The organism is Agromyces agglutinans (genome assembly GCF_009647605.1).
GTDB lineage: Bacteria > Actinomycetota > Actinomycetes > Actinomycetales > Microbacteriaceae > Agromyces > Agromyces agglutinans.
Genome location: NZ_WJIF01000007.1, coordinates 62,201 through 88,549, shown reverse-complemented (window position 1 = coordinate 88,549; position 26,349 = coordinate 62,201). Strand labels below are relative to the sequence as shown.

27 protein-coding genes are annotated in these 26,349 nt (G+C 65.4%); 11 read left to right on the top strand and 16 right to left on the bottom strand.

Going from position 1 to position 26,349, the window contains the following annotated elements; all coding sequences use genetic code 11:
- Nucleotides 1-20: 20 nt before the first annotated feature.
- Complete coding sequence (locus tag GE115_RS12560; protein WP_312855134.1) at nt 21-380, top strand: carboxymuconolactone decarboxylase family protein; 360 nt, start codon at nt 21-23, stop codon at nt 378-380.
- Here GE115_RS12560 and GE115_RS12555 read toward each other — a convergent pair.
- The 4 genes from GE115_RS12555 to GE115_RS12540 form a co-directional block, all read right to left on the bottom strand.
- Nucleotides 377-2,623 carry a winged helix-turn-helix domain-containing protein gene (locus GE115_RS12555; protein ID WP_312855133.1) on the bottom strand — a complete coding sequence of 749 codons (2,247 nt, stop codon included), beginning with the start codon at nt 2,621-2,623 and terminating at the stop codon, nt 377-379. The two genes, GE115_RS12560 and GE115_RS12555, sit on opposite strands and share 4 nt — an antisense overlap.
- A gap of 43 nt (nt 2,624-2,666) precedes the next feature.
- The gene (cls, locus tag GE115_RS12550; RefSeq protein WP_153685230.1) at nt 2,667-4,136 is read right to left on the bottom strand and encodes a cardiolipin synthase; all 1,470 of its coding nucleotides are present in this window, start codon (nt 4,134-4,136) and stop codon (nt 2,667-2,669) included.
- 58 nt (nt 4,137-4,194) lie between these two features.
- A complete protein-coding gene (locus tag GE115_RS12545; RefSeq protein ID WP_153685136.1) occupies nt 4,195-5,616 on the bottom strand; it encodes a DUF1254 domain-containing protein in 1,422 nt (473 codons plus the stop codon).
- 87 nt (nt 5,617-5,703) lie between these two features.
- On the bottom strand, nt 5,704-6,048 hold the full coding sequence (locus GE115_RS12540) for a carboxymuconolactone decarboxylase family protein (RefSeq protein ID WP_246190764.1): 345 nt from the start codon (nt 6,046-6,048) through the stop codon (nt 5,704-5,706).
- Between the two features lie 261 nt (nt 6,049-6,309).
- Here GE115_RS12540 and GE115_RS12535 point away from each other — a divergent pair, with 261 nt between their 5' ends.
- The 3 genes from GE115_RS12535 (at nt 6,310) to GE115_RS12525 (ending at nt 8,637) form a co-directional block, all read left to right on the top strand.
- Nucleotides 6,310-6,723: a DUF7144 family membrane protein gene (locus GE115_RS12535; RefSeq protein WP_153685135.1), complete on the top strand. Its 414-nt coding sequence runs from the start codon at nt 6,310-6,312 to the stop codon at nt 6,721-6,723.
- Nucleotides 6,724-7,323: 600 nt separating this feature from the next.
- On the top strand, nt 7,324-7,986 hold the full coding sequence (locus tag GE115_RS18390) for a helix-turn-helix domain-containing protein (RefSeq protein ID WP_172979897.1): 663 nt from the start codon (nt 7,324-7,326) through the stop codon (nt 7,984-7,986).
- Between the two features lie 159 nt (nt 7,987-8,145).
- Nucleotides 8,146-8,637: a VOC family protein gene (locus GE115_RS12525; RefSeq protein ID WP_153685133.1), complete on the top strand. Its 492-nt coding sequence runs from the start codon at nt 8,146-8,148 to the stop codon at nt 8,635-8,637.
- A gap of 183 nt (nt 8,638-8,820) precedes the next feature.
- Here GE115_RS12525 and GE115_RS12520 read toward each other — a convergent pair whose 3' ends face one another.
- Nucleotides 8,821-9,642 carry an inositol monophosphatase family protein gene (locus tag GE115_RS12520; protein WP_172979894.1) on the bottom strand — a complete coding sequence of 274 codons (822 nt, stop codon included), beginning with the start codon at nt 9,640-9,642 and terminating at the stop codon, nt 8,821-8,823.
- A gap of 174 nt (nt 9,643-9,816) precedes the next feature.
- Here GE115_RS12520 and GE115_RS12515 point away from each other — a divergent pair, with 174 nt between their 5' ends.
- Entirely contained in the window at nt 9,817-10,173 is a 357-nt protein-coding gene (locus GE115_RS12515; protein ID WP_153685131.1) for an iron chaperone, read from the top strand.
- A 12-nt stretch (nt 10,174-10,185) separates the two neighbouring features.
- Here the strand turns inward: GE115_RS12515 and GE115_RS12510 are convergent, their stop codons facing one another.
- The 7 genes from GE115_RS12510 to GE115_RS12475 form a co-directional block, all read right to left on the bottom strand.
- A complete protein-coding gene (locus GE115_RS12510; RefSeq protein ID WP_153685130.1) occupies nt 10,186-10,368 on the bottom strand; it encodes a hypothetical protein in 183 nt (60 codons plus the stop codon).
- On the bottom strand, nt 10,365-11,024 hold the full coding sequence (locus GE115_RS12505) for a hypothetical protein (protein ID WP_153685129.1): 660 nt from the start codon (nt 11,022-11,024) through the stop codon (nt 10,365-10,367). The genes GE115_RS12510 and GE115_RS12505 overlap by 4 nt, the downstream gene beginning before the upstream one ends.
- Before the next feature lie 471 nt (nt 11,025-11,495).
- The gene (locus GE115_RS12495) at nt 11,496-11,999 is read right to left on the bottom strand and encodes a hypothetical protein (protein WP_153685127.1); all 504 of its coding nucleotides are present in this window, start codon (nt 11,997-11,999) and stop codon (nt 11,496-11,498) included.
- A 59-nt stretch (nt 12,000-12,058) separates the two neighbouring features.
- Nucleotides 12,059-12,451, bottom strand: a complete 393-nt coding sequence (locus tag GE115_RS12490; protein WP_153685126.1) for a hypothetical protein — start codon at nt 12,449-12,451, stop codon at nt 12,059-12,061.
- A gap of 133 nt (nt 12,452-12,584) precedes the next feature.
- Nucleotides 12,585-13,196: a hypothetical protein gene (locus GE115_RS12485; RefSeq protein ID WP_153685125.1), complete on the bottom strand. Its 612-nt coding sequence runs from the start codon at nt 13,194-13,196 to the stop codon at nt 12,585-12,587.
- Nucleotides 13,196-13,546, bottom strand: coding sequence for a hypothetical protein (locus GE115_RS12480; protein WP_153685124.1), 351 nt, complete (start codon nt 13,544-13,546; stop codon nt 13,196-13,198). Before GE115_RS12480 ends, GE115_RS12485 begins: the two co-directional genes overlap by 1 nt.
- Nucleotides 13,543-14,676: a hypothetical protein gene (locus GE115_RS12475; protein ID WP_153685123.1), complete on the bottom strand. Its 1,134-nt coding sequence runs from the start codon at nt 14,674-14,676 to the stop codon at nt 13,543-13,545. The genes GE115_RS12480 and GE115_RS12475 overlap by 4 nt, the downstream gene beginning before the upstream one ends.
- Nucleotides 14,677-15,156: 480 nt before the next feature.
- Between GE115_RS12475 and GE115_RS19370 the strand changes: the two genes are divergently transcribed.
- Nucleotides 15,157-15,438 (top strand): type II toxin-antitoxin system Phd/YefM family antitoxin, encoded by a 282-nt coding sequence (locus GE115_RS19370; RefSeq protein WP_153685122.1) that lies wholly within the window; start codon nt 15,157-15,159, stop codon nt 15,436-15,438.
- 596 nt (nt 15,439-16,034) lie between these two features.
- Here the strand turns inward: GE115_RS19370 and GE115_RS12465 are convergent.
- Nucleotides 16,035-16,301, bottom strand: coding sequence for a hypothetical protein (locus GE115_RS12465; protein WP_153685121.1), 267 nt, complete (start codon nt 16,299-16,301; stop codon nt 16,035-16,037).
- A 242-nt stretch (nt 16,302-16,543) separates the two neighbouring features.
- Here GE115_RS12465 and GE115_RS12460 point away from each other — a divergent pair, with 242 nt between their 5' ends.
- Nucleotides 16,544-18,208, top strand: coding sequence for an exonuclease domain-containing protein (locus GE115_RS12460; protein WP_153685120.1), 1,665 nt, complete (start codon nt 16,544-16,546; stop codon nt 18,206-18,208).
- Nucleotides 18,201-20,558, top strand: a complete 2,358-nt coding sequence (locus GE115_RS12455; protein ID WP_172979892.1) for an AAA family ATPase — start codon at nt 18,201-18,203, stop codon at nt 20,556-20,558. The genes GE115_RS12460 and GE115_RS12455 overlap by 8 nt, the downstream gene beginning before the upstream one ends.
- A 217-nt stretch (nt 20,559-20,775) precedes the next feature.
- On the opposite strand, the gene GE115_RS12450 is transcribed toward GE115_RS12455, so the two are convergent.
- The gene (locus GE115_RS12450) at nt 20,776-21,765 is read right to left on the bottom strand and encodes a beta-propeller fold lactonase family protein (RefSeq protein ID WP_153685118.1); all 990 of its coding nucleotides are present in this window, start codon (nt 21,763-21,765) and stop codon (nt 20,776-20,778) included.
- Between the two features lie 165 nt (nt 21,766-21,930).
- Here GE115_RS12450 and GE115_RS12445 point away from each other — a divergent pair, with 165 nt between their 5' ends.
- From GE115_RS12445 to GE115_RS12435, 3 genes are all read left to right on the top strand, one after another.
- Nucleotides 21,931-22,917, top strand: coding sequence for a ThuA domain-containing protein (locus GE115_RS12445; protein ID WP_153685117.1), 987 nt, complete (start codon nt 21,931-21,933; stop codon nt 22,915-22,917).
- A gap of 164 nt (nt 22,918-23,081) precedes the next feature.
- Nucleotides 23,082-23,822, top strand: coding sequence for an IclR family transcriptional regulator (locus tag GE115_RS12440; RefSeq protein ID WP_172979891.1), 741 nt, complete (start codon nt 23,082-23,084; stop codon nt 23,820-23,822).
- Nucleotides 23,823-23,825: 3 nt separating this feature from the next.
- Entirely contained in the window at nt 23,826-24,596 is a 771-nt protein-coding gene (locus tag GE115_RS12435; RefSeq protein WP_153685115.1) for an IclR family transcriptional regulator, read from the top strand.
- 48 nt (nt 24,597-24,644) lie between these two features.
- On the opposite strand, the gene GE115_RS12430 is transcribed toward GE115_RS12435, so the two are convergent.
- Nucleotides 24,645-25,337 (bottom strand): TetR/AcrR family transcriptional regulator, encoded by a 693-nt coding sequence (locus GE115_RS12430; protein WP_153685114.1) that lies wholly within the window; start codon nt 25,335-25,337, stop codon nt 24,645-24,647.
- The gene (locus GE115_RS12425) at nt 25,334-26,233 is read right to left on the bottom strand and encodes a shikimate dehydrogenase (RefSeq protein ID WP_153685113.1); all 900 of its coding nucleotides are present in this window, start codon (nt 26,231-26,233) and stop codon (nt 25,334-25,336) included. The genes GE115_RS12430 and GE115_RS12425 overlap by 4 nt, the downstream gene beginning before the upstream one ends.
- Nucleotides 26,234-26,349: the final 116 nt, after the last annotated feature.

Genomic DNA, 26,349 nt, shown 5'->3' with positions numbered 1-26,349 from the left:
CGCACAGTTGGGAGCACATCGTGGACTACCTTGAGCGGCTTCGTCGCCTGGCGATGAACGCCGAGAGGGTGGGAGAGAACGATTTCGTGCGCTTCGACCTCGACAGCGTGCCGGTGGTCGATCCGAAGACGATGGCACTCTCCAGGATCGCAGCGCTCATCGCGATGGGTGGGGCCGAACCCTCATTCGGGTCGTTGACGGATGCGGCTGTGAGTGCCGGAGCCACCGCCGGCGAGATCGTGGATCTGCTCATGGGCATCGTAGATGTCGTCGGAGTGCCGCGCGCGGTCGCCGCAGCACCGCAACTCGCCCTGGCGCTCGGCCATGACCTCGACGAGGTCACCGACGAACGCCGTACCGGCCGCGGGTGGGCACCCTAGGCGCCGAGGAGACCGACCTCGGTGGCGCGCTGAACCGCCTCACTTCGCTTGGAGACGTTGAATTTGCGGTAGATGCTGGCGAGCTCGGAGTTGACCGTGTTGCGTGAGACGTAGAGTCGCGCGGCGATCTCGGCGTTCGAGAGATGCGTCTGGAGGTAGGGAAGCAGGCGGAGCTCCGCAGGGCTCAGCGGCGGTCCGCCCGTCCAACCTGTCCGTTCGGTAGAGGCGACGAGGTTCCTGAATTCCTCGACTTGGTCGACGAGGGCGCCGAGGTGCGGACGTCGAATCACGATGTCCTCGATCTCGCGAAGCAGGTGATGCGCCGTGATGTGGTCGTTCAAGGCCCAGTGCAGTTTGGCGAGCTGAAGTCGCGCACGCACTGAGATATAGGGCATCGCGGACGTGCAGGCGGGTCGTGCGCGCATCGCCCGCGTGACATGGCGACGAACTGCCTGCAGGTCACCTTGGTGAAGGGCGAGTCGTGCTGCTTCGGCGAAGGCCAGGACCGACAGAGCGTAGTCATCCATGCCGTGCGCGTCGATCGCCTCGAGTGCCGTCTGAACGTGTCCTGCTCCTTCGACCCATTGTCCGTCATCCATCATGAGGCGCGCGAGCTCCGACTCTGCCGTCACGAGGCCGTCGGTATTGTCATGCGCGGCGGCGACGACCGATCCTTCGGCGAAGGAGGCTTTGGCCCGTTCCACGTCGCCGGCGAGCAATTGAGCCTCGCCGAGGATGACGAGCGCCTGATCGCGCCACGGGCTCGTGCTCGGTTCAGATGCGACGGCATATCTCGCGTCTGCGAGCGCCTGCTCCGGCCCACCGGCGCACATGAAGGACCGCAGCATCGCCCGGGCGGAATCAAAGGACGCTGAGCCGTCATCAGGTGGGCGATCGTAGGATGCCTCTGCCAGGACGGCCGCCCATCGGTCCGCCTCATCTGGGTGGCCGGCGAGGGCAGTGATCCAGCCGGCGTACACCGCGAGCGGCGGGTACTCCTCGATCGCCCGGTCGCCGATCGTGCGGTACCAGCGTTGCACCGTCGTCAACAGTCCGAGTTGATAGGCATCGAGCGTCGTGGCGGCGACCAAGTGGATGGCCTTCGTGCGCTCGGTCGGGACGTCGAGCAGATACTCGACGGCAACAGCGTGAGTGCCGCGGTCCTCGAACCATGATGCCGCCCGAACTCGGAGTCCGGGGGCGAGGTCGGGTTCCGTTCTGGTGAGTTCGGCGAGGAGGAATTCGCGGAAGAGTCCGTGATATCGATACCACTCACGCCGTCGGTCCAGGGGCATCAGGAACGAGTTCGATGCCGACAACTCGCGGAGGAGCATCCCAGCGTCGTCCGTTCCGAGGATCGCGTCGCAGAGTGCTGCGGACAGGTTCTCGAGCACCGCGGTTCGCCGCAGGAACCGCTGCTGGTGTTCCGGGAGGCTCATCAGTGCCTCCTGGTAGAGGTAGTCGGCGATGAACCGATCGTCGCCCGACACGGTCGGAGTGCCGCCGTCACGCATGATCGCGGCGGCGAGGGACACGCCGACGGGCCATCCCTCCGTGCGTTCGACGACCTCGAGCGCTTCCTCCGGGCTGAGCGCGAGATCCGCATCAGCGAAGACCTCGCGCGCGCCTGATGCGTCGAATGCGAGGTCGCCTGCGGTGATCTCGATCGACTCTCCGACCGCACGTGCGTGTGCGAGGTGCGGCTGCTCGGCTCGACTCGCCGTGAGCAGTTGCGAGCCCGGCGGGATTCCGGTGATCACGACGCTCAGGACGTCGTGGCAGGCAGGATTTTGCACCTCGTGCAGGTCATCCAGCATCAGCATGAACGGCGCACGGCTGGCTCGGAGCGCCGTGGCGACGAGGGGTGCCGCCCTTCCGAGTGCGGATCCGCCGTATCCCCGGACCGCATCCGTGAGGTGCTCTGCACCAGGCATGATCCGCCCGTACGCTTCGGCGAGCACGACGAGCAGCGCGATCGGGTCGTCATCGAATCGATCGAGCGAGACCCACGCGACCGGACGCGCCTCGGTGCTCGCCCACTGCGCCATCAGCGTCGATTTCCCGTATCCCGCGGGCGCTGTGACAGCGACGATCCGACGCGCGCTCGAGCGGGCCGCGGCCACGAGGGGCGCGCGACTGACCGGGCTCCGACGCGTGAGTCGGGGAGCGGTGAGCTTCGCGTCGAGCAGCTGACGATCCAGCTCGAGCTCCGACGCGCCCACCGCCGGGGCATCCTCTCGCACGGCCGAAGCCTATTGGCTTGCGGCGCGCGCTCTCAAGAGCCGCTCACTGCAGCGCAGATGTGAGTCGCGCGACGCCATCCAGAAAGGTCGACGATGCCGGCTCCTTCTTCCATTCCTCGAGGGTCAGCCGGCGGCCGGCATCCCGGTATCCCTGCTCTACCTCGCGCATCTGCTCGACGAACGGTCGGCCGCGCACGAGGAGGGTCACCTCGGCGTTCAGTGCGAACGAGCGGATGTCCATGTTGCTCGAGCCGATCACCGCGACCTCCTCATCGATGGACAGGTGCTTGGAGTGCAGGATGAACGGCGCCGGGTAGAGCCAGATCTGCACGCCAGCCTTCAGCAGCGGTTCGTAGTAGGAGCGCTGGGCGTGCCAGACGGACCCCTGATCGCCGATCTCCGAGACGAACAGCTGCACATCCAGCCCGCGCTTGCAGGCAGAGGTGATCGCGTACATCATCGCCTCGTCTGGCACGAAGTACGGGCTCGTGATGATCACCTTTCGTTGGGCGGAGGTGACCAGGGTCAGAAACTGCCGCAGGTTGTTCTCTTCGTCGTAGCCAGGACCGCTCGGCACGACTTGGCAGTCGAGCGCCGCTGGCGACCGGTCCGGAGGAACGTCGGCGGCGCGCAGGTGCGCCTCTTCGCCGAGGAGCTCACCGGTCTCGATGTACCAGTCGGAGAGGAACACCCCGTTGATCGCCGGCACGATCGGACCGGTCACGCGGGTCACCAGTTCCTGCCACTTCAGCCCTCGCTTGAGGTTCTTCGGCGCGTTGTACGTGCGGTCGATGAGGTTCTGCGAGCCCATGTATCCCACCCGGCCGTCGACCACGAGTAGCTTGCGATGGTTTCGCAGGTCGGGTCGCTGGTACTCGCCCTTGAACGGACGGACCGGCAGCATGTAGCTCCACTCCACCCCGATCCGGTCGAGCTCGGTGCGGGTCTCGTCGTGGCCGGTAACGTTCCTCGACGCGATGAAGTCCATCAGGAGGCGGACCCGCACGCCACGCCGGACCGCGCGCTCCATGGCCCCGAAGAAGCCCTTCGTTGTCGCGTCGAACGACGCGATGTAGAACTCGACGTTCACGAATCGCGTCGCCGTGTCGATCTCGTCGGCCATCGCATCGACAGACGCCGTGTACTCGCCGATCAGCGTGGCGGTATTGCCGCCGACCGCGGGGAGCGCCCCCAGCTGCTGGTTCTGACGCGTCAGGGAGGCAAACCAGTCGGGCCAGGTCGATCGGTCGCCGACGAGATCGAGGTCCTCGGCTCGTTCCGCGATGATCCGATTCAGCTCCTCCTGTCGCTCTCGGCGCTTCTTCGGCAGCTTCGAGTTGCCGATGATCAGGAACAGGATGATGCCGACGAACGGGATCAGGAAGATGGCAAGCAGCCAGGCCATCGCTGCGGTCGGCTTGCGATCGCGCGGCACGATGAACAGGGCAGTGATCTTGATCACGAAGTCGAGGATCACCAGGATGCCGCCGATGATCGGGAACTGCTCGTTCATGACGGCACCCCTCGCGTCGACGTTGCTGTGCCGGGGCGGGTCACGGCTGCGCTGTTCCTCATGCCGGTTCCACGTCGGGCAGGGTCCAGGCGCCGTCGAACAGCGGGGAAGTCGGGCTGTACAGGCGGAACATGGGGTAGAAGCCTCGGCCGGGCACGGTCTCGATCCAGTTGGATGTCGGCCCGGTCCCGGGTTCGGGCGAGAGGAAGAGGTCGATGGAGCCGTCCTCGTTGACGGCGAGGTCGTCATATCCGGAACGGGCGGCATCGTTCGTCGGATTCTGGAGCATCGAGCGCGTTGCTGTGTCATACAGGGTGAGCGACCAGAATGCCGCGGCCGGTGGGTTCGCCGGGATGTGCAGCCGGTAGGCCTTCGCACCGTCGAAATGGTTGCCCGCCGAATCCCTGAACGCCTGAAGGTAGGTGGCTCCTGGCCCGGGCCTCATCTTGCCGATGCCGGGGGAAAGATAGATCGCCCCGTACGTGTACTGGAGGCGCTCATCGAGCTGGCTGTAGTTCTCAGCCTCCTGACGCGGCGTGACGAGGATGACCCAGTCCCATCGAGTGCCAGGGAATGCCGTCGCGCCGCTCATACGTTGCGAATTCTCGTACATGACGTTGCGAGCCATGGCATCGCCGAGTTCCGCGGCCTCTTCCAAGATCCTGGTCTGGCGGTCGTCGGGCTGGAACGGCTTGCCCTTCTCGATGCCGAGCGGTTTGAGCATCGCCATGTGGAACCGATCGTGCTCCTGGACCGGGTTATTGTCGATCACCCTCGACAGCCGTCTCCAGAACTCCAACCCGCCGGGCGGTCGCGTGTCGATGCGAGCACCCGAAATCGACACGAACCGGTTCGGCGTGGGGTGTTCGCGTTCGCTCCACGAGTAGATCCTGACATTGCGGATCCGCTGGACGGCATCCGGAATGTCGCCATCCACGATGATGCCGCGCACCAGCATGTTGTGGTCGTGCATGTGCGCGTGCACCGTGTAGTACCCGTCGTGCGCGTCATCGCTGGCGTCGGGTGGAAGGAGGAGGAACTTCCCACCCTTGCCGGCATCCGGACCTGGCAGCCCGACATCCACGAGTGACCGCTGCCAGAAGTCGTCGACGAGCCCGACGATGGCGCCGGGGGGGATCTCGATGACGACCGGGCCCTGCGACAGGTCGAAGTTCACAAACGCGTAGATCGTGGTGTCGTTGGCGGTCAGCCACAGCGACCTGGGATCGACGAAATTGTCTGCGATTCCGAGGTCGAAGGGCTCCATGCCGAGGTCATTCTTCGCCACCGATCGGATGGATTCGAAGGACACGGCCGGGTAGGCCCAGAGGTAGGCCTGCACCGCGCGTTGGAAGTCCATCTCATCGAAGAGTCGTTGCGAGGTGTCGGGCGTCGGGCATCCGACGTCGTAGTGGAGCGCGCCGATTCGCGACTCCACTGATTCCGGATGCGCCGGGGCGGTGCGGTCGGAGATGGCCATGATGAATCCTCCTTGACTGACTGGTGACGACAGCGCGTCGATGATGGACGGCGCCCTGCGCCCTGGCTGGACTCGCCCGGGAGGCCGTCAGGCTCGCTGGTCTTCGTTGTCAGCTTCGAGTTCGGCGACCTCGAGATCCTCGATCGCGAGTTCCGCGGCCAGTGCCTTGACGATGTTTCCGGTCGCCGCGGCGACACGCGCCGTTCCGACGATGGGTGCGATCGCCGTGAGAACCCCGCGGATGCTCTCGGCGTCGAGACCGGCTTCGCCGCTGGCTTCGAGGTTGAGCGCATACGAAACCGGAGGCGCGCCGACAGCCACGAGGGCGGCGATCCGGACGAGCATCAGCTCCTGGGAGTCGAGGCTCGAGGCTTCGACTGAGTCGGCGGTCATCTGCGCGAGCAGCTCGAGCACCGGTGCGTCGTCGTTCAAGGGATCAGACATGGTGGGTTCCTCCTGGTTGATTGAGACCGTCAGCAGCGTGACGCTCCAGAGGTCATTCGACCCGCGGCAACCCAGATTCGCCTCATTCTTTTCGAATGAAACCCACCAGCACGGCGGACGGCGAGGTTGAAGGCGATTCATTCGAGTGTGGTGATGCCCGCTCCTCGGTCCTTCGGCACCCTTGCATTGTTCGAGAGAGGGTCCGGGGCGCCCGCGCCAACGGCCACTAGAGGGAAGGACGTCGAGACCATGAGTACTGCACGAGCGACCACCGGATGGGTCGGATGGATCGGCTTTGCCGCGATCATCCTGATCTTGAACGGCGCATTCAGCGCGCTTCAAGGCATCGTCGCCTTGCTGGGATCGAACGGCTACTACGTTCTCGCTGGCGGCAGCCTGTTCCTATTCGACCTCACCGGTTGGGGGTGGTGGAACCTCCTGATCGGCCTCTTGCTCCTGTTCACCGGAATAGCCCTGTTCTCGGGTGCCACCTGGGCGAGAGTGATCGCAATCATCATCGCCGGGCTGAGTGCTCTCGGCCAGCTCTTCCTTGTGCCCGCTCAGCCATGGTGGTCCGTGATCGTCATCGGCATCGACATCCTCGTGATCTATGCCATCACCGCCCACGGCCGCGAGATGACACACGAGAGCGAACCCGCGTGAAACTGCGCGTGCCTGCGAGGGTCGAACTTGAACCGTTCACGTTTGTCCAACGTCTATGCACCAAGCCGTGGTCGACGTACCGGCCGCTGACCGTCACCGAGTGGGGGCGAACTGTGAACGTACCCGCGTAGTGGCGCCTCTTCGGGAGCGGCGTTGCGGTTCGATCGCATCACCAATGTCGTCGTCGGGATAGTAGTTTCGGCAACTACGGTGAACGAGGGCACCTCATCTTCGGGTCCGAGCGCGGAAGGACTGTTCGGTGACTTCGCGTCCGAAATCGTCACCGGAGCCGACGAGACAGTGGCGGCGTTAGGTGAGACCGTCGAACCGAAATCGGCCGCTGCATACATTGCAGCGAAAGCCCGCAGATGGATCCGCTTGCGCGACGATGAAGCCTGTGACGACCTAGGCGACCCTGCGGCTCAAAGTGGCGCGCTGGGCGACCCCGCCGCGGGATCGGCAGAGGTGGAGTGCGGTCTCGGTTGTCCGGCGGCGGTCACGGTGCGAGTCGAGCCATCGAAGCGGATGGTTCCGCCGTGTGGGATCGTTGCTTGCGGGCAGAGTGCAACCGCAGGTGCCGCGATGGTTCGGGGAGGATGCATGTATGAGATCGAAGTCTGCGACGATCACCGACTGATCCACTCGATCTGGCGAGCACACGTCGAAGAACCCGACGAGTACCTCGAGCCGGCGAACGAGCATTGGGGGCTCGCATTCACGCGACTACCCGACGGGTCGATCACCGCCGAGCTCGCTGGCCCGACGCCGAGGCCGCGAATACTCGTCGGTATCGCCGGCGCGAGTCACTGGGGCGTGGAGCTTCACCCCGAAGTGACCATCGCACGCCTGCCGAAGTCGCAACTCGTCGGCCGGTTCGTCTCTCTGATCTGTGCAGACGACACGTTCGCCGTGTCAGGCGAGTTACTCCCGATTCCTGAATTTGAACAGCTTCACGCATGCGTCGAGGCCCTCGAGCAGCGAGGCATCGTGCGAGTCGATGCGCATGCGGCGCGCGCACTGCGCGGCGACCGCACCGGGTACTCCACGAGAAGTTGGCAGCGCCGGGTGAAAGTCGCCACCGGGCTGAGCCCGACGCGTATCACTCAGTTCGCTCGGGCCAGGGCCGCCGAAGCCGCTCTCCGCCGAGGCAAGACTGCGACCGAGGTCGCGGCCGAACTCGGCTTCGCCGATCAGGCACACCTCACCCGCTCCTTCGTGGCGCTTCGGGCGGAGCGACCCTCCGACATTCGTCAGACGCGCTGATCGCCGCCGACGACGCTACCGCCGAACCATTCGCGGATTGTCGCAATTGTCCAAGGACCTCGGGAGCGCGTGAGCCGATCCTGAAGGTGAGCGAAAGGTACGAATGTGAACAACATCCCACCAGCCCCCGAGGGTTCGAACACCGTGAACCCATTCATCATGTCCGACGGCGCGGCCGCACTGATCGACTTCATCGTCGCGGTGTTCGGCGCCACCGATGTTGCCGAAGCCCGCACTCTCGACACCGACGGGCTCATCCTGCACTCCGAGCTGCGGCTCGGTGACTCGACCGTGACGGTCGCAGATCGGAAGCCCAACTGGCCGTTCACCCCCGCGTTCACACGCGTGTACGTCGACGATGTCGACGCGACGCTCGGTCGCGCCGAGCAGCACGGCGGCACTGTCATCACGAAGCCAACCGACTTCTTCGGCGACACCTTGTCGCGGTTCTCAGACCCGTCCGGCAACATTTGGTGGGTCTACAAGCACGTACCGGCGACGGCCTGGGACGGCGAGACCCAAGCTGATGCCTCGGACTGGTCGCAGGCCAGCGGTGACGATGACTGGTCGAGCTTCACGAGCCCGAAGCTTGAGTACATCCACGACACACTTATGGACGCGATGGGCTCCCTCGAGGATCCACGCGGCTGACGCGGAGGGCCGCAGCCCTGGGGAAATTCGCTAGTGACGGAGCGATGATCCGCAGGCCGATCCGCCTGGGGTGGTGCGGTGACCGTTTTGCACTTTCGCTGCGGTCGAGGATGTGTAGTAGCCGGCTGCCAGGCCCCGTTGGCCGGGCTCTTGCAGGATTCGCTGAACCTCGAGGGCAGGGATCTACGCTTGCTTGCCCGCCTCTGCGAGGGCACTTCGGTGATGACGCTGTCCGTCCAGAAGGACTTGAAGTTCGTCCACTGTACGTGGATGACCCACGATTACGAGGTCGCCTGTGGCGTCGGTGTACATGCGTGCGCCCGCTTCGGTGGCGATAAGCGCCCCACCGACAAGGTCCCAGGGCTCATTGCGGTAGGCGATGACGGCTCCGAGCCGTCCAGTGGCTAGAAGTCCCCAATCGACAGATGGAGCCCAGGTGCGAAGGACTCGCTTGGTCTGGCGTTCGAGTGCGCCAAACAGGGTGTTTCGACGAGCGTCGTTGTGGCCGACCGCATATCCCTGTGTGAGTGAAACGGTCGTGTTCGCGAGCGGTTCTGCACCATGGAGCAAGAGACGCTGCGGTGGCCTTGCGTCGATGGAGAGCCACGCGCCGGTACCGGTGACAGCCCAGTAGGTTCGGCGACGTGGGGAGTCGTGTACTACTGCTGCGACCGGGATGTCGTGATGGCAGAGTGTGATGCACACGCCATAAATGTCGAGGCCGAGGACGTAGTTGTTGGTGCCATCCAGCGGGTCAATAAGCCAGCGGAATTCTGTCAGTTCTCCCCCTTGTTCGCCATGTTCCTCTCCAAGGATCGAGTGATCGGGGTATTGGGTCGCGATGGCTGCAGCGATTCGTCGTTCGACTGCGCGGTCGACGTGGGTGACGAAGTCGGCTCCGTCGCCCTTTGCCTCGATTCGCGCCTCTTCGCGCTCAGCGACCGCGAAATCGCCAGCGTCGCGGGCGAGTTGGATGGCGAGGTCTGCCGCGTCTTGGAAATCCACTGGGTAACAATAGCCAGCCGGCGGCGAGAACGGTGGACTCAAAGGCCTGTGTCCGGCCGAGGATGCCGCTGGCGGATCCGCGTCCGGCACAGGTCCGGCGGAATAGGCGGGCGTCGCGGGGCAAAACTCAGAGCTGGAAATCATGCAACCGGATAGGTCATGAAGAATGATGGGATGACGACCATCTCCGACCACGACGCGTACATCGCTTCGGCTCCGGAACAGTTCCGACCATTGCTGTCCGGGCTGCGTGCTCAGCTTGCGCGAACTCTGCCAGACGCAGAGGAGGTCATCGAATACGGCATGCCAGGCTTCCGGATCGGGCGATCCATAATCGCCAGTTACGCCGCCTTCACCAAGCAGTGCGGCCTGTACCTCTCACCAGGCGCCATCACCGAACTTGCTGAAGAGATCGCCGTCGCCGGCCTGAAGGCCACGAAGACCGGGATCACCTTCCGAGCGAGCAACCCCATTCCCGAGGCCCTAGTCGAACAGCTCGTGCTCTCCTCGAGGAAGGACGTCGGACTGTAACCTCAGCCCTAGTCAGACAGCGGGATTGATGAGCATGTCCCGCACGCGGATCCGGCTGCGGGCAGGCTGGGTATCGCGCCGTGAACGCAGAATTCCGTGGCGTTCGCCGACCGGCTTGCGGGCGGATGCGTCGACATTGATCGAGTTCTCGCTTGGCTGCTCAATCGCTCGTTGCTCGCGGTGGGCTGTGATCACCTGTCGCAGAGAATCGGAGCGTCGGAGGTCCAGTTCGTCGGGTCTTGGGCGGGACCCCATAGATCGATGCCGGCCACTCGTGCGCTCCATTCGAGGCGGTAGGTCCCGGCCGAGAATGGCGTGTAGCCGTCGTCAGCGCTGTAGGTACGAACCCAGTCGACCACGACGGAACCGGGTTGCACGACCCCGACAGTTCCTCCACCGACAAGCAGTACAGATGTCTCACGCACAACGATCCGGCATCCACCGTCGCTCGGGTTTGGCAGCACCGAGTAAGTGGAGATCAGCACACCCGAAGTGAGCAAGGTCGCCCCGAGCGAGGGGATCGCGAGAATGGAGAGCGCCCACATTGAAGTGGCCCAGACCCGGCGCTGGGGTGGGCTTCCGGTGGGTGGAGCGAGTGATGAAGCCACCATGAGAGCCATGACCGAGGTCAGGACGAGTGCGAACTCAGCTTCCCAGGTTGTGGGAATCCAATTGCCGAGGATCAAGGTGAAGTCCTCAATTGCCGGGCGTGGCCGGCCGGGGCCGACCAAGGACCAGAGATTGATCGTTCCTAGCAGCACCGCTCCAAATAACGATGCAACGCCCGCAACCCGAAGCGCGCGCGCCCAGCGCCGCCGTGCCCCAGCGAGAGGCAGGCTCGTCTCACTCATCGTGGCCTTCGACCGTGAGACGAACGCGACGGCGAGCTCGCGAGTACCTCGCTCGTGCAGCATCGGCGCGTATCGCGGATTCGAGCGACTCGGGGTTGTGCGCCCCGAGGATCGACGGCGCCTCAGCGAGTGAGAAACCCTTCCACACGGCCAATGCGATGACTTCTCGGTTGGAATGCCGCAATCGTGCGAACACGTCGATCACCGCGGAATCATCGCTGCTCGGTGAGAACGAGTTCGACACGGGGATCTCGTCCCGCAGGCGGCTCATGAGCGCGATCCGGCGGATGCTGCCGCGCCGGTAACTCTTGAGCACGCGGTTCGCGATGCCGAACGTCCACGCTCGACGCTCCTCAATAGCCTGCGGCAGCGCGTCGCGTCGGCGCCAGAGCACGAGGAGTATCTCGCCGAGGCAGTCGGCGGCATCATCGGCAGGACTCACTCGCCGCGCGCAAACCTGCAGCCCGCCGGTCAGTGGTCTTCCCAGGTATACAGCTGTCCGAGTGCGTATCCCTCGCAGCTTCCCCCAGCGACGTACTCCTCGTAGCTGGTGTTCTCGCTGGCTGCGATGTCGCCCCAGAGTGCGTACTCAAGTTCCGGCTGTTCCTCAGGGGGAACGAGGGCGAACGGAACCGTGAAGTCTTGGGCGCGCCAGGCCGCCAGCAGGTGAAGTGGGTATCCCTTCTCCGCCATGCAACTGTCGACGAGGTCGTTGAAGACCTGCTGCTCGCCTCGCGTCGTATTGGGATGCGGTGATGTGGTCGTGGGGGCCGAGGTCGCTGGCGGCGTCGCTGCGTCCTTCGCGACCGGAACCGGGGACGGAGTGGCGATCGCTGCCCAGGCGTGCACGAGCCCGAGGAACAGAAGAGAAGGGATGATGACTATTGCCGCCACGCTCACGGCGATAGTTGCCCAGAAAGCCCTGCGACGCATGAGTAGCGGCTTGCCTGTACCGGATTCGTTCGCGGGGGTCATTCTTGAAAAGTACCGGTATTGGAAGGACAGCGTTGAGAGTTTGCCCCGCATGCCGGTCGTTAGGCTGTACCGACCGTCAGGCCAAACAAGAGCATTGCACCGATCGCGACGGCCATAACGCCGCCAGCCCAGATTGCGGTGCGGAGCACCCGCCCCTCGATGACTGCTGCGTAGGCAGCCGCGAGCCCGGTGAGGAAGAACCACAACACCACCAAGGCGAGCGAACCCATGATGATGTTGCCGCGCTCTTCCTTGGCATTCAACGCAGCGGTGCCGCCGTACTCTGACGTCGCGGCGGTGTACGACTGGTACTCGTGAATGCTCAGTGCGAGCAGCATCGTGACAAAGAACAATGGCAGCACAGCCAAGACCGCGCCCATCACGATCGCGACCAGATTCCGGGCCCATCGACTGCGTCGCATCTCGGTGCCGTTGGTCCGCAGATTGGTCACGGACGCGAGCCTATCGGGAGCAAACCGCTGACGACTCAAGTCGGTGAACCTGCCCGCCCAACGATCCTCAATCGGCCACCATCGACGCCGATGCGGCCGACGGGCAGGCGACCGCATCGGTGGCGAATGAGTTCTATCGGCGGAGTGCACGAGAAACGAGGTGACCGATATCACGCCCTGACAGGACTCTGTTGTTCGCCGAGAGGTATCGAACATCTGCGTCGGCAGCGCGAACCTGGCTTTCGAAGGTCTCCCATGACCAGAACGACTGCGTCACCACGCCGCCAAGGAGGGCGCTCAGCTCCGTTTGAATCTGACCCGCGATCTTGGTAGCTTCCCCGTCGGGGCCGTGGCGCACAATCGCAACGACGGCCGCGAGTGCCCCGTCCCGCGGCGGAGTGAGCGCCGTCGTGACTCGGTCGTCGGAGAGTGCTCGGGCGTACCCGCTGATGTAGTTGCCGAGCACGTTCTGCGAAGTTGCGAGCAATGTGAGTCCGCGTGAGGCGAAGCTGTCACGATTCCAGAGGTATCGAATCGGGTGACCGTCGAAAGCAAGGACCGTGCCCGAGCGCCCGAGTCGTTCAAGGGCGCGTCTCAACGCGGCATCCGACGCACCGGTAGCATCGCGGAGTTCAGCGACCGAGACTGACTCGAGTTCGACGACGAGTGCGTGGATGACGGCGGTCAGTGTGGGTCCCAAGACGTCGATGGAGGGGTTCGGGAGGTACCCGTCCCAGAAGCCCATCAGCCGCCTCCGTCCGCTGTGTCTGAATCGAGCCGACGAATCGATCGGACCTCGGTGGTCGCTCGAACCGTCGCGGCGTAATTCGGCACGTCGTCTCGATCCGCGCGAGTGAAGACGAACGCGGCTGGGTTGCCGACCCGGATCGTGCGAAAGCGGCATTCGATTGGAGCGTTGTCGAAGTAGAGATGGCTGGCATCGGCCGCCAGCGGTGCATCTACGGCTGGGTGTCGGATCATGACGGCGCGATCGGCATTGATTCGAAGCTCGTAGATGGATCCGCTCTCGGTGGTCACGATGAACGAACCAAGATCGGTCGCATCGAGACGCTCCAGGAAGTCGCCGGCGTTCATGTCGTCGGGGGTGCGGGTGTGATGTGGCGGATCATGCTGGTGTGGGCCCAGTAGTACTCGAAGAAGTCATCTCCGACGGTGGTGAGGTACCCGTTCGAGCCGAGGATGAAGTTCTCGAGGGAGCGGAGCTGGCCTTCATTGCGACCTGGGTAAGGGTTAGCGTCGGGGCCGGGGAGACGTTCCCAATGACCTTCGTCGAAATCGAGTAGATGGACGGATGACTCTGTCTGGACGTGCCATCGGCCCTTGCTTTCCAACGTGAGCTTGGATGTCGCAGGTTCGCGGGGCACGGCGCTCCCGTCCCGGTCGAGATAATCGAGGGCGAGTGTGGTGGTGTCGAGGATCGCCACTGAGGCGCCGGGCCCGTCGAGCTGGTCGAGCATCGCGATGTTCGACCAGAATCCAAGCGAACCGTGACGGAATCCGACGGCATCGATGATGAACCGCTCGTAGTGGCTTCCGACGTAGAGGCTCGGTGCAACCTGAAGGAAGCCACGATGGAACGTTGCCCGTCCGGCAATGGCGTAGCGGATGTCGTCGAGAGGCCACGTCGTTGCCATAGTCGCGAACGCAGCGTCGACCTCTGGCAGGTCCAGTGGTGCATCGTGGCCGAAGAGTACGTCTGAGTGCTCATCGCCGAGCACCTGCAGGTCTTGCTCGGTTGCCAGTTCCTCCGGCCACCAATCGACGCCACGAGTCCGAATGGCACGGTCTACGGATGCGGCGCCTCCGAGTACAGCGAATGAGCGGCCGCTCGAGAACGAAGCGCGAAAGCCATTGGGCAGAAAGCCGACCCGTGACGACAGCCACCGAATGCCTTCGGGGGACCAATCGGGCGTAAGCCCGCTCCGGTCGTTGAGCATCGGGCTCCAATCGTGGCTGCCTGCGAGGAACAGGAGCCGTTGCCCGCGCAACGCGAGTCGCCTCGTGAGCTTTGCCAAGTCCCGCTGGGCAGATCCAGTCGGCCACGGGACGCCGAAATCACCGAGTTGAACGATGAGCCTGACGCCACGCGAGGACAGAACGTCGAGCACCTGAACCAGCTCCGAGAGCCGCCCACGCACTCCGCCCAGTAGGCCGATGCGATCGACGTCGAACTGAATCTTGGATGAGCTCCCTGCCGCACTCATGGTTATTATTAATACCATACTGAAGTCAGTCGAGCGGAGACGATGTGGGCGGCCTCGAGGAAGCGGGGGAGTGGGACCTCGTGCGAACGTATGCCCAACATGCGGGCGCCGATGCGGAGGAGCTCATTCGCGCTGCGTTCAAACGTGGCGTGGGTGCTGCAGAGCTCAGCCGTCGATACGAGCGAGCCTCAACCTTCATAGGAGGGTTCCGCGCACGAATCCGGGCGGATGCCGTGACGCCAGGCATGCTGGAACCTCGCGTTGTCGATCAAGCTGACTGGTGGGTCGATTGCTTCGGGCGTGCACGCCGAATTCGCGACCGACGGTCGTTCGAGACGGACTACTTGCTCAACGTACAACTGTTCATACGCGAACACGCTCAGGTCTTCGTGGCCAACGTCTTGACGAGCGCATCGCGTTGGAGGCAACGAGCGGCTCCGTCTTGGTGCGTGCTCTCGAGCAAGAGCTCACTCACCGTACATGACGAACGACCCGGCCAGATCGCGGAGGGAGGTGACCTTGGAAGAGGTCAGCATCACGTACGCCCGCCGCAACTTCTCGAGGCTGATCGACGAGGTCGTTCGAACGGGACAGTCCGTTATCGTGACGCGGTACGGCACGCCGCTCGTGATGATCGTCGCTTTGCAGCCGGAATTGTCTCGAGGGAACGAACCGTCTCGTCCTGAGTGGTTCTCGCTCAGCGCCGTGTCCCGAGTCGATCCGGAGCGCTGCCTTCCGATAGACCGGCGGCGCGCTTCGTGAGTTTCGGGGGAAGCCAGCGAGCCGCCCGTCCCGAAATCGGTCTTATACATCTGGCCGACGTATCAGACCGATTCGATGAATCCGACGCCGGCAGCTCCGGTAGTTGCCTCATCGCACCACGCGGAAGTCCGGGTATCTACCCGCCTCACTTCCAGGGCCGTGCGCTCGGATGAACGCAGCGTGGACCTGTTCACAAGAGCTGCGCAGCGTGCCGCCGTACCCGAGCAGAACCTCAGCGAGCTCGGCTCGGTACCGAGGAGTTCCGTCGAGTCGCACCAATCGAACGATGCCGTACTCCCGACCGGTCGAGTCGATCATTCGCCACGTGCCGACGGGGCCTTCAACGGCCGCCAAGAGCGGATGCCAGCGAGGCTGATCACGGGCCACGGAGCGCTCCGCTGAGGGGTGCGCAGGATCGCGCGACGCTCCTGGGCAAGGTCGCGCGTAAGCGCCGCCCGATCGAGCCGCGGCCGCCGTAGTTGAATCCATCCGGCCTGCAGCCGCCGTTATACCTCGGCCGATGTATAACACGGTGCGGCCGATGACTTTGGTCGTCGACTAGGCCCTGATCCGCCATCTTGGGCAGACGTTGCGGACTATTCGTACGCGCGGGTGACGGTCCACGAAGCATCCGCACCCACGAGGTCGACGACATGGGTCTCTCCGTTGGCGTCGGTCACTTGGAAGCGCCAGCCGACGCAGTTCGCCGGCGGATGTGTGATGGTGCCGGGTACGAACTCAGGTTCCGCGCTGAGCGGCGTCGCGGTGTCCGACACGCGCCAGCGGCGGCCGCGCCAGAAGATCCGAACGGGTGCGCCGCTCGGGGCAAACCACACGGCGACGGGATCGGTGAGGACTTGCATGGGCGACTCCGAGGTTCGAACGTGTGTTCGATTGTACGCTCCGGGAGGAGTCGGCACCAGAACGCCAGCAATGCGACCTCACGACCTTGCCGCTCGAAGAGTTGCTCGGAGCTCGGAGTTAGGGCTAGGCAGGTCTTCCAGTTACATCCGAATTGCCCCAGAACGGGGGCCAGTCCAACCCCGCGGCGCGAGCCCTGCCTATGCCACGATGAGCAGGCTGTCCTCAACGAAGAAAGTACTCAATGGGTCTCCTTGACCGGCTTTTTGGCCGACGTACCAACACATCCCCAACGAGTGCAGAGGCGCCGCAGTCGTTCCAATCGAAGCCTCGGGTTCAGAGCAGCTCGCCCACGTTTGCCATCGTTGATGTCGAGACCACGGGGCTGTCGCCGCGAACCGACCGGATCATCGAACTCGCCGTCGTTCATGTCGATGCGCACGGACGAATCGTCGACGAATGGACGTCGCGTTTCAATCCCGAGGGACCGGTCGGTGCCACGCACATTCACGGCATCACCGACGCCGATGTCGCGAACGCACCGTTCTTCCGTGACTTCGCGCCGACAGTTGCCTCGCGTCTTGCCGGCCTGCCCCTAGCGGCGCACAACGCCCCGTTTGACCTGGCGTTCCTTCAGGCCGAGTTCGGATCAGCCGGATGGGATGTGCCCGCCCTGCCGTCCTTCTGTACCCTGCACGCGAGCCACCACTACATGCCGAACCTCGACCGCCGCGGTCTCGCCGACTGCTGCTGGGCGGCAGGCATCGCGCTCGAGGACGCGCACTCCGCACTCGGCGACGCTCGCGCTACTGCGGGCCTCATGAGTCGCTACCTCGCAGAAGGCACGGGTGCGTCGGTCCACCCCGATCTCCTGCTGCTTCCAGCGCAGGCGCGCACGGTGGCATGGCCGCAGGGCCCGAGCCGACCGCCCACCCTTCGCCGTCGCCCGGCGGCGAGACCCATCAATAGTCGACCAATTCGCTTCACCTCGTCCCTGCCAAAGCAAGCACCACTCATCAAGCAACTGACGGCTTTGAGCCTGCTCGAGGTCCTCGACGAAGGCGCACCTCAAGGCACAACTGCATACCTAGAGACGCTCCTCGAGTGCCTCGAGGACGGCGAGCTCACAGCGTCCGAAGCGGAACAACTGACCGATCTGATCGCGACATACGGACTCAGCGATGCGGATGTCGCGGCCACCCATCGAGCGTTCATCCTTGCGCTCGCGCACAGGGCACTCGATGACGGACACGTCTCCAAAGTCGAGCGTGCAGAGCTGCACGCCCTCGCCGAACTTGTGGGCGTCCCGAAAGCTGTTGTTGTCGAGACCATCAAACATGCTGATGCTGCACGAGCAGCCCGAATGAGCGCAGGCCTCCAACCGCTCCCCGACGACTGGGCTCACGGCGAGCCACTTCGCGTCGGTGACAAAGTCGTCTTCACCGGATGCGACGACGCTCAACGCGACCGGCTCGAGAAGCGCGCCGAGGAACTCGGCGTCCGTGTTGTTGGGGGAGTCTCGCGCATGACCGCGATGCTAGTGACCGACGGTTCGTTCGCAGGCGGCAAACTCGCGAAGGCGACCGAAGTCGGTACCCGGGTCGTCCACCCCGACGTGTTCGAGGTGCTGCTTGCGAATCTGCAGCCGGCGGTCCAAGGACTCCAAGCCTCGGAGGTCCCCTCCGTCGAGTTCGGGAGAACGGATGCCACTGCTGCTCGCTTCGACGTGGCCGTGGCGCTTCCCACCGCATCACCGGCCGCAGTTCGTGCCTGGGCGGCGCAGAACGGCTACGTTGTTGGCGTGCGGGGGCGCTTGCCAGCCGACGTCCTCGTGGCGTTCCGTAACGCAAGCCTCGCCTCGACGAGGCCCGCAGCGACGAACGCGATGATGCCGGATGCCCATGGCTGAGGCATCGATCCGGCGTATCGCAAAGATCGGCAATTACCGAGCGTTTCGATCGTGGTCGGACGACGGTACTGCCAAACAACTTGGGCGAGTGAACGTCCTCTACGGAACGAACGGGAGTGGCAAGAGCACGCTGGCGAGTCTGTTCCGTGACTGTTCTGATCCAGAGACTGTTCCTGTCAGAGCGGCAGTTCAGCTTGAAGTCGAAATCGCCGGCGTCGCTACCACGGTTACAGAATTGGACCCGGAATTCTGGAGCCGGGTTCGAGTGTTCAACGCTGACTACGTCCGCGACAACCTTCGATTCGACGACGACGAGGGTCCAAGGTCGGACAGCCTCCTAACGCTGGGTAAGCCCAACGTTGACGCGGAGAACGAGCTTCGGGATGCTGAGGCGCGGAAGCTGGACCTCATTCCGCAGGCGGCCGATGCGCGCGCAGAGGCGAATGCGGCGGATCGGCTCTTACAGCGTCGAATGACGGAACTCGCCGGCGAGATAGTGGAAGACCTACGGCAGTCGCCGATCGCTACGTACCGGGCTACAAATACGTACACCAAGGCAAACGTTCGAAAGCTGCTTGAAGGCGACCGTTCTGCATTTGAGGGAGCGTCGAAGGACATCGCAGCGGACCGGGCTCTTGCCAACTCGAGTCCGATGCGGTCAGTCCCACCCATCCCGTTCCCTCCGGAGCTCAGTGACGATGCAACTCTTGAGGCTGTGAAGGCGTTGATCGCCGAGCACGTGGCTGTGACCGCGCTGGAAGAGCTACGCGGGCACCCAGATCGCGCCGATTGGGTGCAGGCAGGGCTTCCGCTACATAGCGACCGGGACACCTGCTTGTTCTGCGGACACGAGATTAGTGCGTCGCGACGCGAACTGCTTGCTGCGCATTTCGATGACGCACTCACGGCCTTTCAGCATCGAGTCGACCGCACGGTTGCGGCACTCACTTCTTCAGTGGAGTCGTCTCAGCAAGTTGCGTCCGCGATTCCGGGAGATGGTGAGCTGTATCCCGATCTTGCGGGCGCGCTGCGTGAAGCGCGAAGCAACTACCGAGACGCTCATGACCAGTACTCAGCGAGTGTTGCGGCGTTGGTCCCATTGCTACATGCAAAGCGGGGCAACCCTTTCGAAAAGCTCAGCATTCCAGTGGATCTTCAACTTGAACCCCCACCGCGTGCTGAGATCGAAGCCGTTGTTCAGCAGCACTCAACCCGACGAGAGGAGCACGATTCGTCGGCGTCTAAGGCTGCTCGTCGTGTCGAACTCGCTCGGGTGTTGGCATTCGCGGACGAGTACGACTCTCGAGTCGAAGAGCTGGAAGCGAAGGAGACTTCCGCTACTCGGCTTTCGGAAGAGCTCGGCGCGCTCACTCAGCGGATCATTGCCCTTCAAAACGTCAGCGCGGATCCGGTGCCGACAGCGGAAGTGCTAACCCGTGATGTTGAGCGGTTGCTTGGGCGGGGCGACCTGCAGTTCCAGACCACCGAGGATGGCAAGCACTATCGGATCGAGAGAGAGGGAGCACCCGCGACGCACCTGAGCGAGGGCGAACGCACTGCAATCGCGCTTCTGCACTTCCTCGCCAGTATTCGACGGGAGGTTTCGCCAGGGGATGAGCCGATCGTGGTCATCGACGACCCTGTCTCGAGTCTTGATGACAGCATCCTTTTCGGGGTGTCGTCCTTCCTGTGGTCGGCACTCGTGAGCGATTCCTTCGCAAGCCAAGTGATCTTGTTCACTCACAATTTCGAGCTCTTCCGCCAGTGGATCATCCAGTTGGACAATGCGCGAAGACACATTCAGGGTGGCTACACGGTTCATGAGATCAGGATGAGGTATCGCCCTCAACGATCAGGACCTCCCCGTCGCGTTCCGCAGCTAGATCCTTGGACTGAGGATCACAAACAGAGCAGGCGGCTCCGTTCGCTCTACCACTACCTGTTCGCGCGGGTGGCGACAGCAGTCATCGAAGCGTCCTCTGAGGTGAGCCTCGCTGAACGAATGGACCTGCTTGCCCTTGCGCCCAATGCCGCCCGAAAGATGATGGAGGCATTTCTGAGTTTTCGGTATCCGCAGCACATTGGCGATTTCCACGCGGGGATGAGGGACGGCATGCAGCAGGTTGCTAGCCCGGCGATCCGAACTCATGTGGAGCGGTATTTGCACGCATACTCGCACAACGAAGAAGGCAATGTGTCTGCGATGGTTGATCCGAGCGAGGCCACCGCAGTTATTCGTTCGCTCTTCAGCATGATGCGGGCTATCGATGCTCAACACCTGTCATCGATGTGCGAGGCACTCCTTATCGACGAAACCGAGTTGTTCGCCGTACCAGGACGACACACGTAGTGCTGGTCGCGAACTGCTACCGGTGCCGCACTTGAGCACGCGTGCTGGGAGGAGCGCGGGCCCCGCGGGAAATGCTGCTGGAAAAGTACGACGCTTAGCCTGGAACGCCGATACACCGACGTTGAAAGTGCCCAGCAACCATAGGGCGTTCCGAATTTCCCGAATGTGCCACCACCACTCGAAGTCCCGGTCTCGCCAGAGACCGGGACTTCTGCGTTCAGCGGGTGACGCCCCGCCCCGAATGGATGCCCCGGCCCGAGGACGGGCTCCGACCCCACGCGATCCCGTCGGGATTCCGGCCGGTCTCGATGCGGCGCAGCGACCGGCCCGCCGAGAGGTCGACCTCGACGACGCATCGCGCGGCGTCGCACGCCGAGTACGCGCGCGTTCCGTCGGGGTGCAGCACGATCGCCTGCGGATGGTCGGGCGCGGGGATCCGGTGCACGATCCCACCCGATGCGAGATCGACGACGGCGATCTCCGAGGCCTTCCTCAGTGCCACGACGAGGCGCGAGCCGTCGGCCGTCACCGCCGTGCCGAACCCGATCGCCGGCAGGTCGATCCAGGCGACCCGCTCGACGAGGTCCGTGTCGACGACGGCGATCCGCGGCGCCGTCTGGTCGGCCGTGAAGGCGAACCGCCCCTCGGGCTCGAGGCAGATGCGGTTCACCTTCGCCGAGACATCCGCGACCCCGCGCAGCGTGCCCGACGCGACGTCGATGATGCTGACGCTCCCTGCGCCGACGTTCGCGGTCGCGAGCAGGCGCCCGTCGGCGCTGACGGCGAACGTGTGCGACTCCGGCCGGCCGGTCGGCAGCCGCGCGAGCACGCCGCGAGTCCGCCCGTCGATCACGGTGACCGAGTCATCCGATTCCGTGGAGACGACGAGGCGGCCGTCGGGGAGCAGACCCGCCTGGTGGGGGCGCGACGCGAAGTCCAGCGCGATCTCGCCGATCCGCTCGAACGTGCGGAGGTCGATGACCTCCACGCGCCGGCCGTCGGTGCCGGGCGAACCGACCGGGGCATCGCTGTAGACGGGCAGGTAGGCGAGGGCTCCGTCGCCGGTCGCGACGACCTCGTGCGGCGCGACGCCCGAGGCGGCCACCGTGCCGACCACGGTCGCCGTCTCCAGGTCGATCACCTCGAGCGCGCAGTCGTCCTTGCAGACCACGAGCAGTCGTCCGTCGTCCATCGCTCCTCCGGTCACCAGTGAAGGGCACCACCCGGTCCCGTGTCCACGGCGACGCCCGCCCGGCTTACTGGGTGGAACGGCCTTTGCCCGCCGGCTCCGGGCCCGCCTAGATTCGCACCAGCCCCGGGCCGATCGCGCTTGGCGCACCCGAGGTCAGCACGAACGATCAAAGGAGATCACATGAAATCGCTCATACGCTCCGGAGCCGCGCTCGTCGCCGCGGCAGCGCTCGGTGCGGGCCTGGCGCTCGGGGGAACGGCTCTCGGCACCGACCGAGGAGACGGCCGCGGCAACGGGAACGGACCCGGCAACGGCGGCCAGAAGGTGACGGCCGAGGAGATCTACCTCGACGAGATCAAGGACTACGGCGTGTGCCGCGGCACCGACCCCGAGTGCTATCACGAGTGGGGCAACGGATGGGTCGAGGGCGAGCAGAAGCGCATCTTCGTCTGGAGCCGCACCGCCGGGCCGCGTCACGCGCATCTCGGCACGCCGCTCGGGCCGGGCCTCAACCCGCCGCTGAACGCCGACAACGTCGCGCAGGCCTCGCTCAAGGCCTGGGCCGAGGAGCGGGGTATCGCGGTCGACTACACCGAGGACCTCGCGAGCTTCAGCCGTCTCGGGAACTACCAGGCGGTCGTCTTCCTGGGCTCGAACCGCGACACGCTCGACGACACCGCGCAGACGACCCTCATGCAGTACATCCGCGGCGGCGGCGGCTTCGTCGGCATCCACAACGCCTTCGGCGCCGAGTACCACTGGCCGTACTACGAGGGCCTGCTGGGCGGGGCGAACTTCTACAACCACGGCCCGAACCGCGAGGGCACGGTCGAGCGGATCAACGGCGACGACGTGTCGACCTCGTTCATGCCGGAGACCTGGGCGTTCAAGGACGAGTGGTACAACCTCGTGCCCTACCCGAGCTACGTCAACGTCCTGCTCGAGGTCGACCAGGCGACGAGCGAGGCGACTCCGGCCGGCCACGGGGAGTCGCATCCGGTGAGCTGGTGTCACTACTACGACGGCGGCCGAGCCTGGCTGACGACGCTCGGCCACGACGTCGCGGCGTGGACGGATGCCCCGCTGCCGGGTGACGACCTGTTCCGGCAGCACGTGATGGAGGGAATCGAGAGTGCCATGGGCATCAAGCCGTTCTGCGCGGCCTGACGCCCATTCAGGAGGACGCCCCAGCTCCTGAACACCCGGGGGCCCGATTCCGCCGAGCCGGCGGGGATCGGGCCCCTCCCATGCGCTGGGCCGGCGCCGGCGACCGCGTTCCACTGAATGGACCAGCCGCCGCCGCCCCATCGGAGTGCACCCATACTGCCGTCATGCGATCCGCTCCCCATGACGGGCCGGTGTCGGTGCTCGACCGGATCCTCGCCATCCTCGACACCGTGCGGGAGGCGCACGGCGCGACCACGATCACCCGGATCGCGCTCGCCACCGGCATCCCGAAGTCCACCGTCTCGCGGCTGGTCGGCGACCTCGTGCGCCAGCGGTACCTGATGCGCGCAGAGGACGGCGTGGTGATCGGCCTCAGGCTGTTCGAGCTCGGGGTGCGCGCCAGCACCCCGCGGCGCCTCGGCCTCGCGGCACTGCCGGTGCTGGCCGAACTGTTCAACGCGACGGGGGAGCACCTCAACGTCGCCGTCCAGGAGGGCCCTGACATGCTCTCGGTCATCTCCGTGCGGGGCAGACTGCGACCGGTGCCGTCCCGCGCGGGGGTGCGCGTGCCGTCGATCACGACGGCGCTCGGCAAGGCGGTGCTCGCGTTCACCGAGGACGAGTCGGCCCTCGCCGGCGTCATGACGGGCATCGACCGGTACCGACGCCGGCCCTTCGAGCGGGAGCTCGCGGCGATCCGCATGGAATGGGTCGCGATCGACCGGTGCGAGACCTTCCCCGGCGTGGTGGGCGTCGCGAGCCCCGTGCTGTCGCCCGAGCGGGTGCCGGTCGCGGCGATCTCGGTCGCCGGCCCCGTGTCGGACATGGATGCGAATCGGATGATGCCCCTGGTGCGGCACGCGGCACTCGCGCTCACGCACCGGCTGGCGTCGCAGGTGGCCTGACCGATGCGGGGCGGCTCCGCGTCCGACGCGGTCGGCGTGCTCGACCGGATGACCGCGATCCTCGAGGCGTTCGACCATGACGACCGCGGGCTCGGCATCTCAGAGCTCGCCCTGCGCGCCGGCCTCCCGAAGTCGACGGTCTCGCGGCTCGTCGCGACGCTGGTGCGCCAGCGCTACCTCGAGCGCGACGGGAAGCACCTCCGCCTCGGGCTCCGGGTGTTCGAACTCGGCCAGCTCGCGGAGCAGCCGCGGGACCTCCGGGCCGCCGCGCTGCCAGTGATGGCCGAGCTCCGCCATCGGACGGGCGGTCACGTGCACCTGGCCATCCGGGACCGCCACGAGATGGTGTGCATCGCCGTCATGCGCGGCAACGCGCCGGCCCAGCCGATCGCGCGCATCGGCGGGCGGCTCCCGATCCATGCCACCGCGCTCGGCAGGGCCGTGCTCGCGCACGCGTCGGCCGCAAGCGTCGACGAGGCGGTGGCCGCCGGCCTCACGGCGCTGACGCCCCGGACGATCACCGCTCCCGACGCCCTGCGCCGACAGCTCGCCGCGGTCCGGCGCAGCGGGATCGCCGTCGACGTCGAGGAGTTCGCCGTCGGCGTGTCCTGCGCGGCGAGCCCGGTGTTCGCGCCCTCCGGTGCGCTCGTCGCTGCCCTGTCGGTGTCCGGTCGCACCGACCGATTCGATGCGGATGCCACCGCCGCCGCGGTCCGTGACGCGGCGTTCCGGCTCGGCCGGCGGCTCGGCGGGGACGGTCCGCCCCGAGGCTGAGCGCGAGTCGGCTCGGTCGGCTCAGCCGGCTCAGCCGGCTCAGCCGGCTCAGCCGACTCGGCCGGTGCTGCCGTTGCCGCCGCTCCGGCTGCGGTCGGTCATGGTCGCGACGACCAGGTCGCCGATGAGCCGCCGGTGCGCGTCCTGGCGCGCCGGCTCGAGCAGGTCCCGGTCGAAGATCGCGGCGAACGTGTGCCGGTTGGCGACGTGGAAGCACGCGTACGCGCTGATGATCATGTGCACGTCGACGGCGTCGACGTCGCCTCGGAAGATGCCCTCGCGCACGCCTCGCTCGATGACCTCCTCGAGGAGGGTGATGGCCGTGGCGTTCTCCCGCAGGATCGTCTCGGACTGCCGCAGGTGCTCGGCGCGATGGATGTTCTCGATGCTGACGAGCTGGATGAACTCCTCGTGCGTCGTGTGGTGGTCGTACGTCGCCTCGGCGAGCGTGCGCAGCGCCTCATCGGGCGTCATCTCGTCGACCTGGATGCCGCGCTCGACCTGGCGGATCTGCGCGTACACGCGCTCGAGGACCGCGAGGTACAGCCCTTGCTTGGAGCCGAAGTAGTAGTAGATCATGCGCTTGGTCGTGCGGGTCCGCGCGGCGATCTCGTCGACGCGGGCGCCCGCAAAGCCGTTCGCCGCGAACTCGGCGGTGGCCACCTCGAGGATGTCGCCCTGCGTGCGGATGGCCCGCTCGGTCAACCCGCCGTCGCGCACGTCGCCCAGTCGGTCGGTCATTGCGGGCTCCCTCCGGCGGCGGACTGCTCCTCGGCACTGATGAGCGCACGGAAGTGGTGCTCCATGCGGCCGCGATCCGGCGAGGTGCCAGTGATGATTCGGAGACTAGCGCATGCCTGGCCGACGGCCATGCGGCCGCCGTCGAGCACCGGATGCCCCCGCTCGAGCGAGCGCCGGACGAGCTCGGTCTCGAGGGGACGGTAGACCACGTCCGCGACCCACGCGTCCTCGCGCAGGAGGTCGGGATCGAACGCGAGGCCGGGGTGGTGCAGCATTCCGAGCGGGGTCGCGTGCACGACGCCGCTCGCACGCGCGATGCCGGCGGCGAGGTCGTCGTGGGGTGACGTCTCGACCGCCTGGCGTGGGAAGTGCGTTCGCATGCGCGAGGCGAGCTCCTCGGCGCGCGCCGGGTCGACATCCGAGAGCTCGAGCCGCTCCGCGCCCTGCGCGAGCAGTGCGTACGCGGTCGCCGCGCCCGCGCCCCCGCAGCCGACCTGCACGACGTGCTCGAGCGATGCCGTCGGCAGCCCGTTCGCGAGGGCGTCGCGGAATCCCATCCAGTCCGTGTTGTACCCCACGAGTCCGGCCTCACCGTAGACCACGAGGTTGACCGCGCCGAGCCGGGCGGCATCCGTGTCCAGCTCATCGACGAGCTCGGCGGCCAGTTGCTTGCAGGGGTGGGTGATGTTCATGGCGGCGAAGCCGCCGGCGCGGGCTTCGGCGAGCATCGCGGCGACATCCCCGGCGGGCCGGCCGAGCTCGATCAGGTCGAACGTGCGGTACTCGTAGTCGAGCCCCAGCTCAGCGGCCTCCGCCTCGTGCATCGCCGGCGTCAGGGACGCGGTGATGCCCTCGCCGATCAGGCCGACGAGGTAGCGTCCGGTCGAGCTGGGCATGGCGCCTTCCTGGGGGCATCGTCATCGGTGTCCGCGCATTTCGAGAACAGCATTGCATAGGTCTGTACTAACTAGTACGTTCGGGATCGAAGGGCGATCGACGACGATTCAAGCCG

Excerpts from the sequence above, each read along its gene's own strand:
- GE115_RS12495 (WP_153685127.1), bottom strand. The coding sequence starts at position 11,999 with ATGACCCCCGCGAACGAATCCGGTACAGGCAAGCCGCTACTCATGCGT.
- GE115_RS12535 (WP_153685135.1), top strand. The coding sequence starts at position 6,310 with ATGAGTACTGCACGAGCGACCACCGGATGGGTCGGATGGATCGGCTTT.
- GE115_RS12515 (WP_153685131.1), top strand. The coding sequence starts at position 9,817 with ATGACGACCATCTCCGACCACGACGCGTACATCGCTTCGGCTCCGGAA.
- GE115_RS12435 (WP_153685115.1), top strand. The coding sequence starts at position 23,826 with ATGCGGGGCGGCTCCGCGTCCGACGCGGTCGGCGTGCTCGACCGGATG.
- GE115_RS19370 (WP_153685122.1), top strand. The coding sequence starts at position 15,157 with ATGACGAACGACCCGGCCAGATCGCGGAGGGAGGTGACCTTGGAAGAG.
- GE115_RS12460 (WP_153685120.1), top strand. The coding sequence starts at position 16,544 with ATGGGTCTCCTTGACCGGCTTTTTGGCCGACGTACCAACACATCCCCA.
- GE115_RS18390 (WP_172979897.1), top strand. The coding sequence starts at position 7,324 with ATGTATGAGATCGAAGTCTGCGACGATCACCGACTGATCCACTCGATC.
- GE115_RS12445 (WP_153685117.1), top strand. The coding sequence starts at position 21,931 with ATGAAATCGCTCATACGCTCCGGAGCCGCGCTCGTCGCCGCGGCAGCG.
- GE115_RS12465 (WP_153685121.1), bottom strand. The coding sequence starts at position 16,301 with ATGCAAGTCCTCACCGATCCCGTCGCCGTGTGGTTTGCCCCGAGCGGC.
- GE115_RS12425 (WP_153685113.1), bottom strand. The coding sequence starts at position 26,233 with ATGCCCAGCTCGACCGGACGCTACCTCGTCGGCCTGATCGGCGAGGGC.
- GE115_RS12485 (WP_153685125.1), bottom strand. The coding sequence starts at position 13,196 with ATGGGCTTCTGGGACGGGTACCTCCCGAACCCCTCCATCGACGTCTTG.
- GE115_RS12525 (WP_153685133.1), top strand. The coding sequence starts at position 8,146 with ATGTCCGACGGCGCGGCCGCACTGATCGACTTCATCGTCGCGGTGTTC.
- GE115_RS12430 (WP_153685114.1), bottom strand. The coding sequence starts at position 25,337 with ATGACCGACCGACTGGGCGACGTGCGCGACGGCGGGTTGACCGAGCGG.
- GE115_RS12545 (WP_153685136.1), bottom strand. The coding sequence starts at position 5,616 with ATGGCCATCTCCGACCGCACCGCCCCGGCGCATCCGGAATCAGTGGAG.
- GE115_RS12480 (WP_153685124.1), bottom strand. The coding sequence starts at position 13,546 with ATGAACGCCGGCGACTTCCTGGAGCGTCTCGATGCGACCGATCTTGGT.
- GE115_RS12455 (WP_172979892.1), top strand. The coding sequence starts at position 18,201 with ATGGCTGAGGCATCGATCCGGCGTATCGCAAAGATCGGCAATTACCGA.
- GE115_RS12440 (WP_172979891.1), top strand. The coding sequence starts at position 23,082 with ATGCGATCCGCTCCCCATGACGGGCCGGTGTCGGTGCTCGACCGGATC.
- cls (WP_153685230.1), bottom strand. The coding sequence starts at position 4,136 with ATGAACGAGCAGTTCCCGATCATCGGCGGCATCCTGGTGATCCTCGAC.
- GE115_RS12475 (WP_153685123.1), bottom strand. The coding sequence starts at position 14,676 with ATGAGTGCGGCAGGGAGCTCATCCAAGATTCAGTTCGACGTCGATCGC.
- GE115_RS12505 (WP_153685129.1), bottom strand. The coding sequence starts at position 11,024 with ATGAGTGAGACGAGCCTGCCTCTCGCTGGGGCACGGCGGCGCTGGGCG.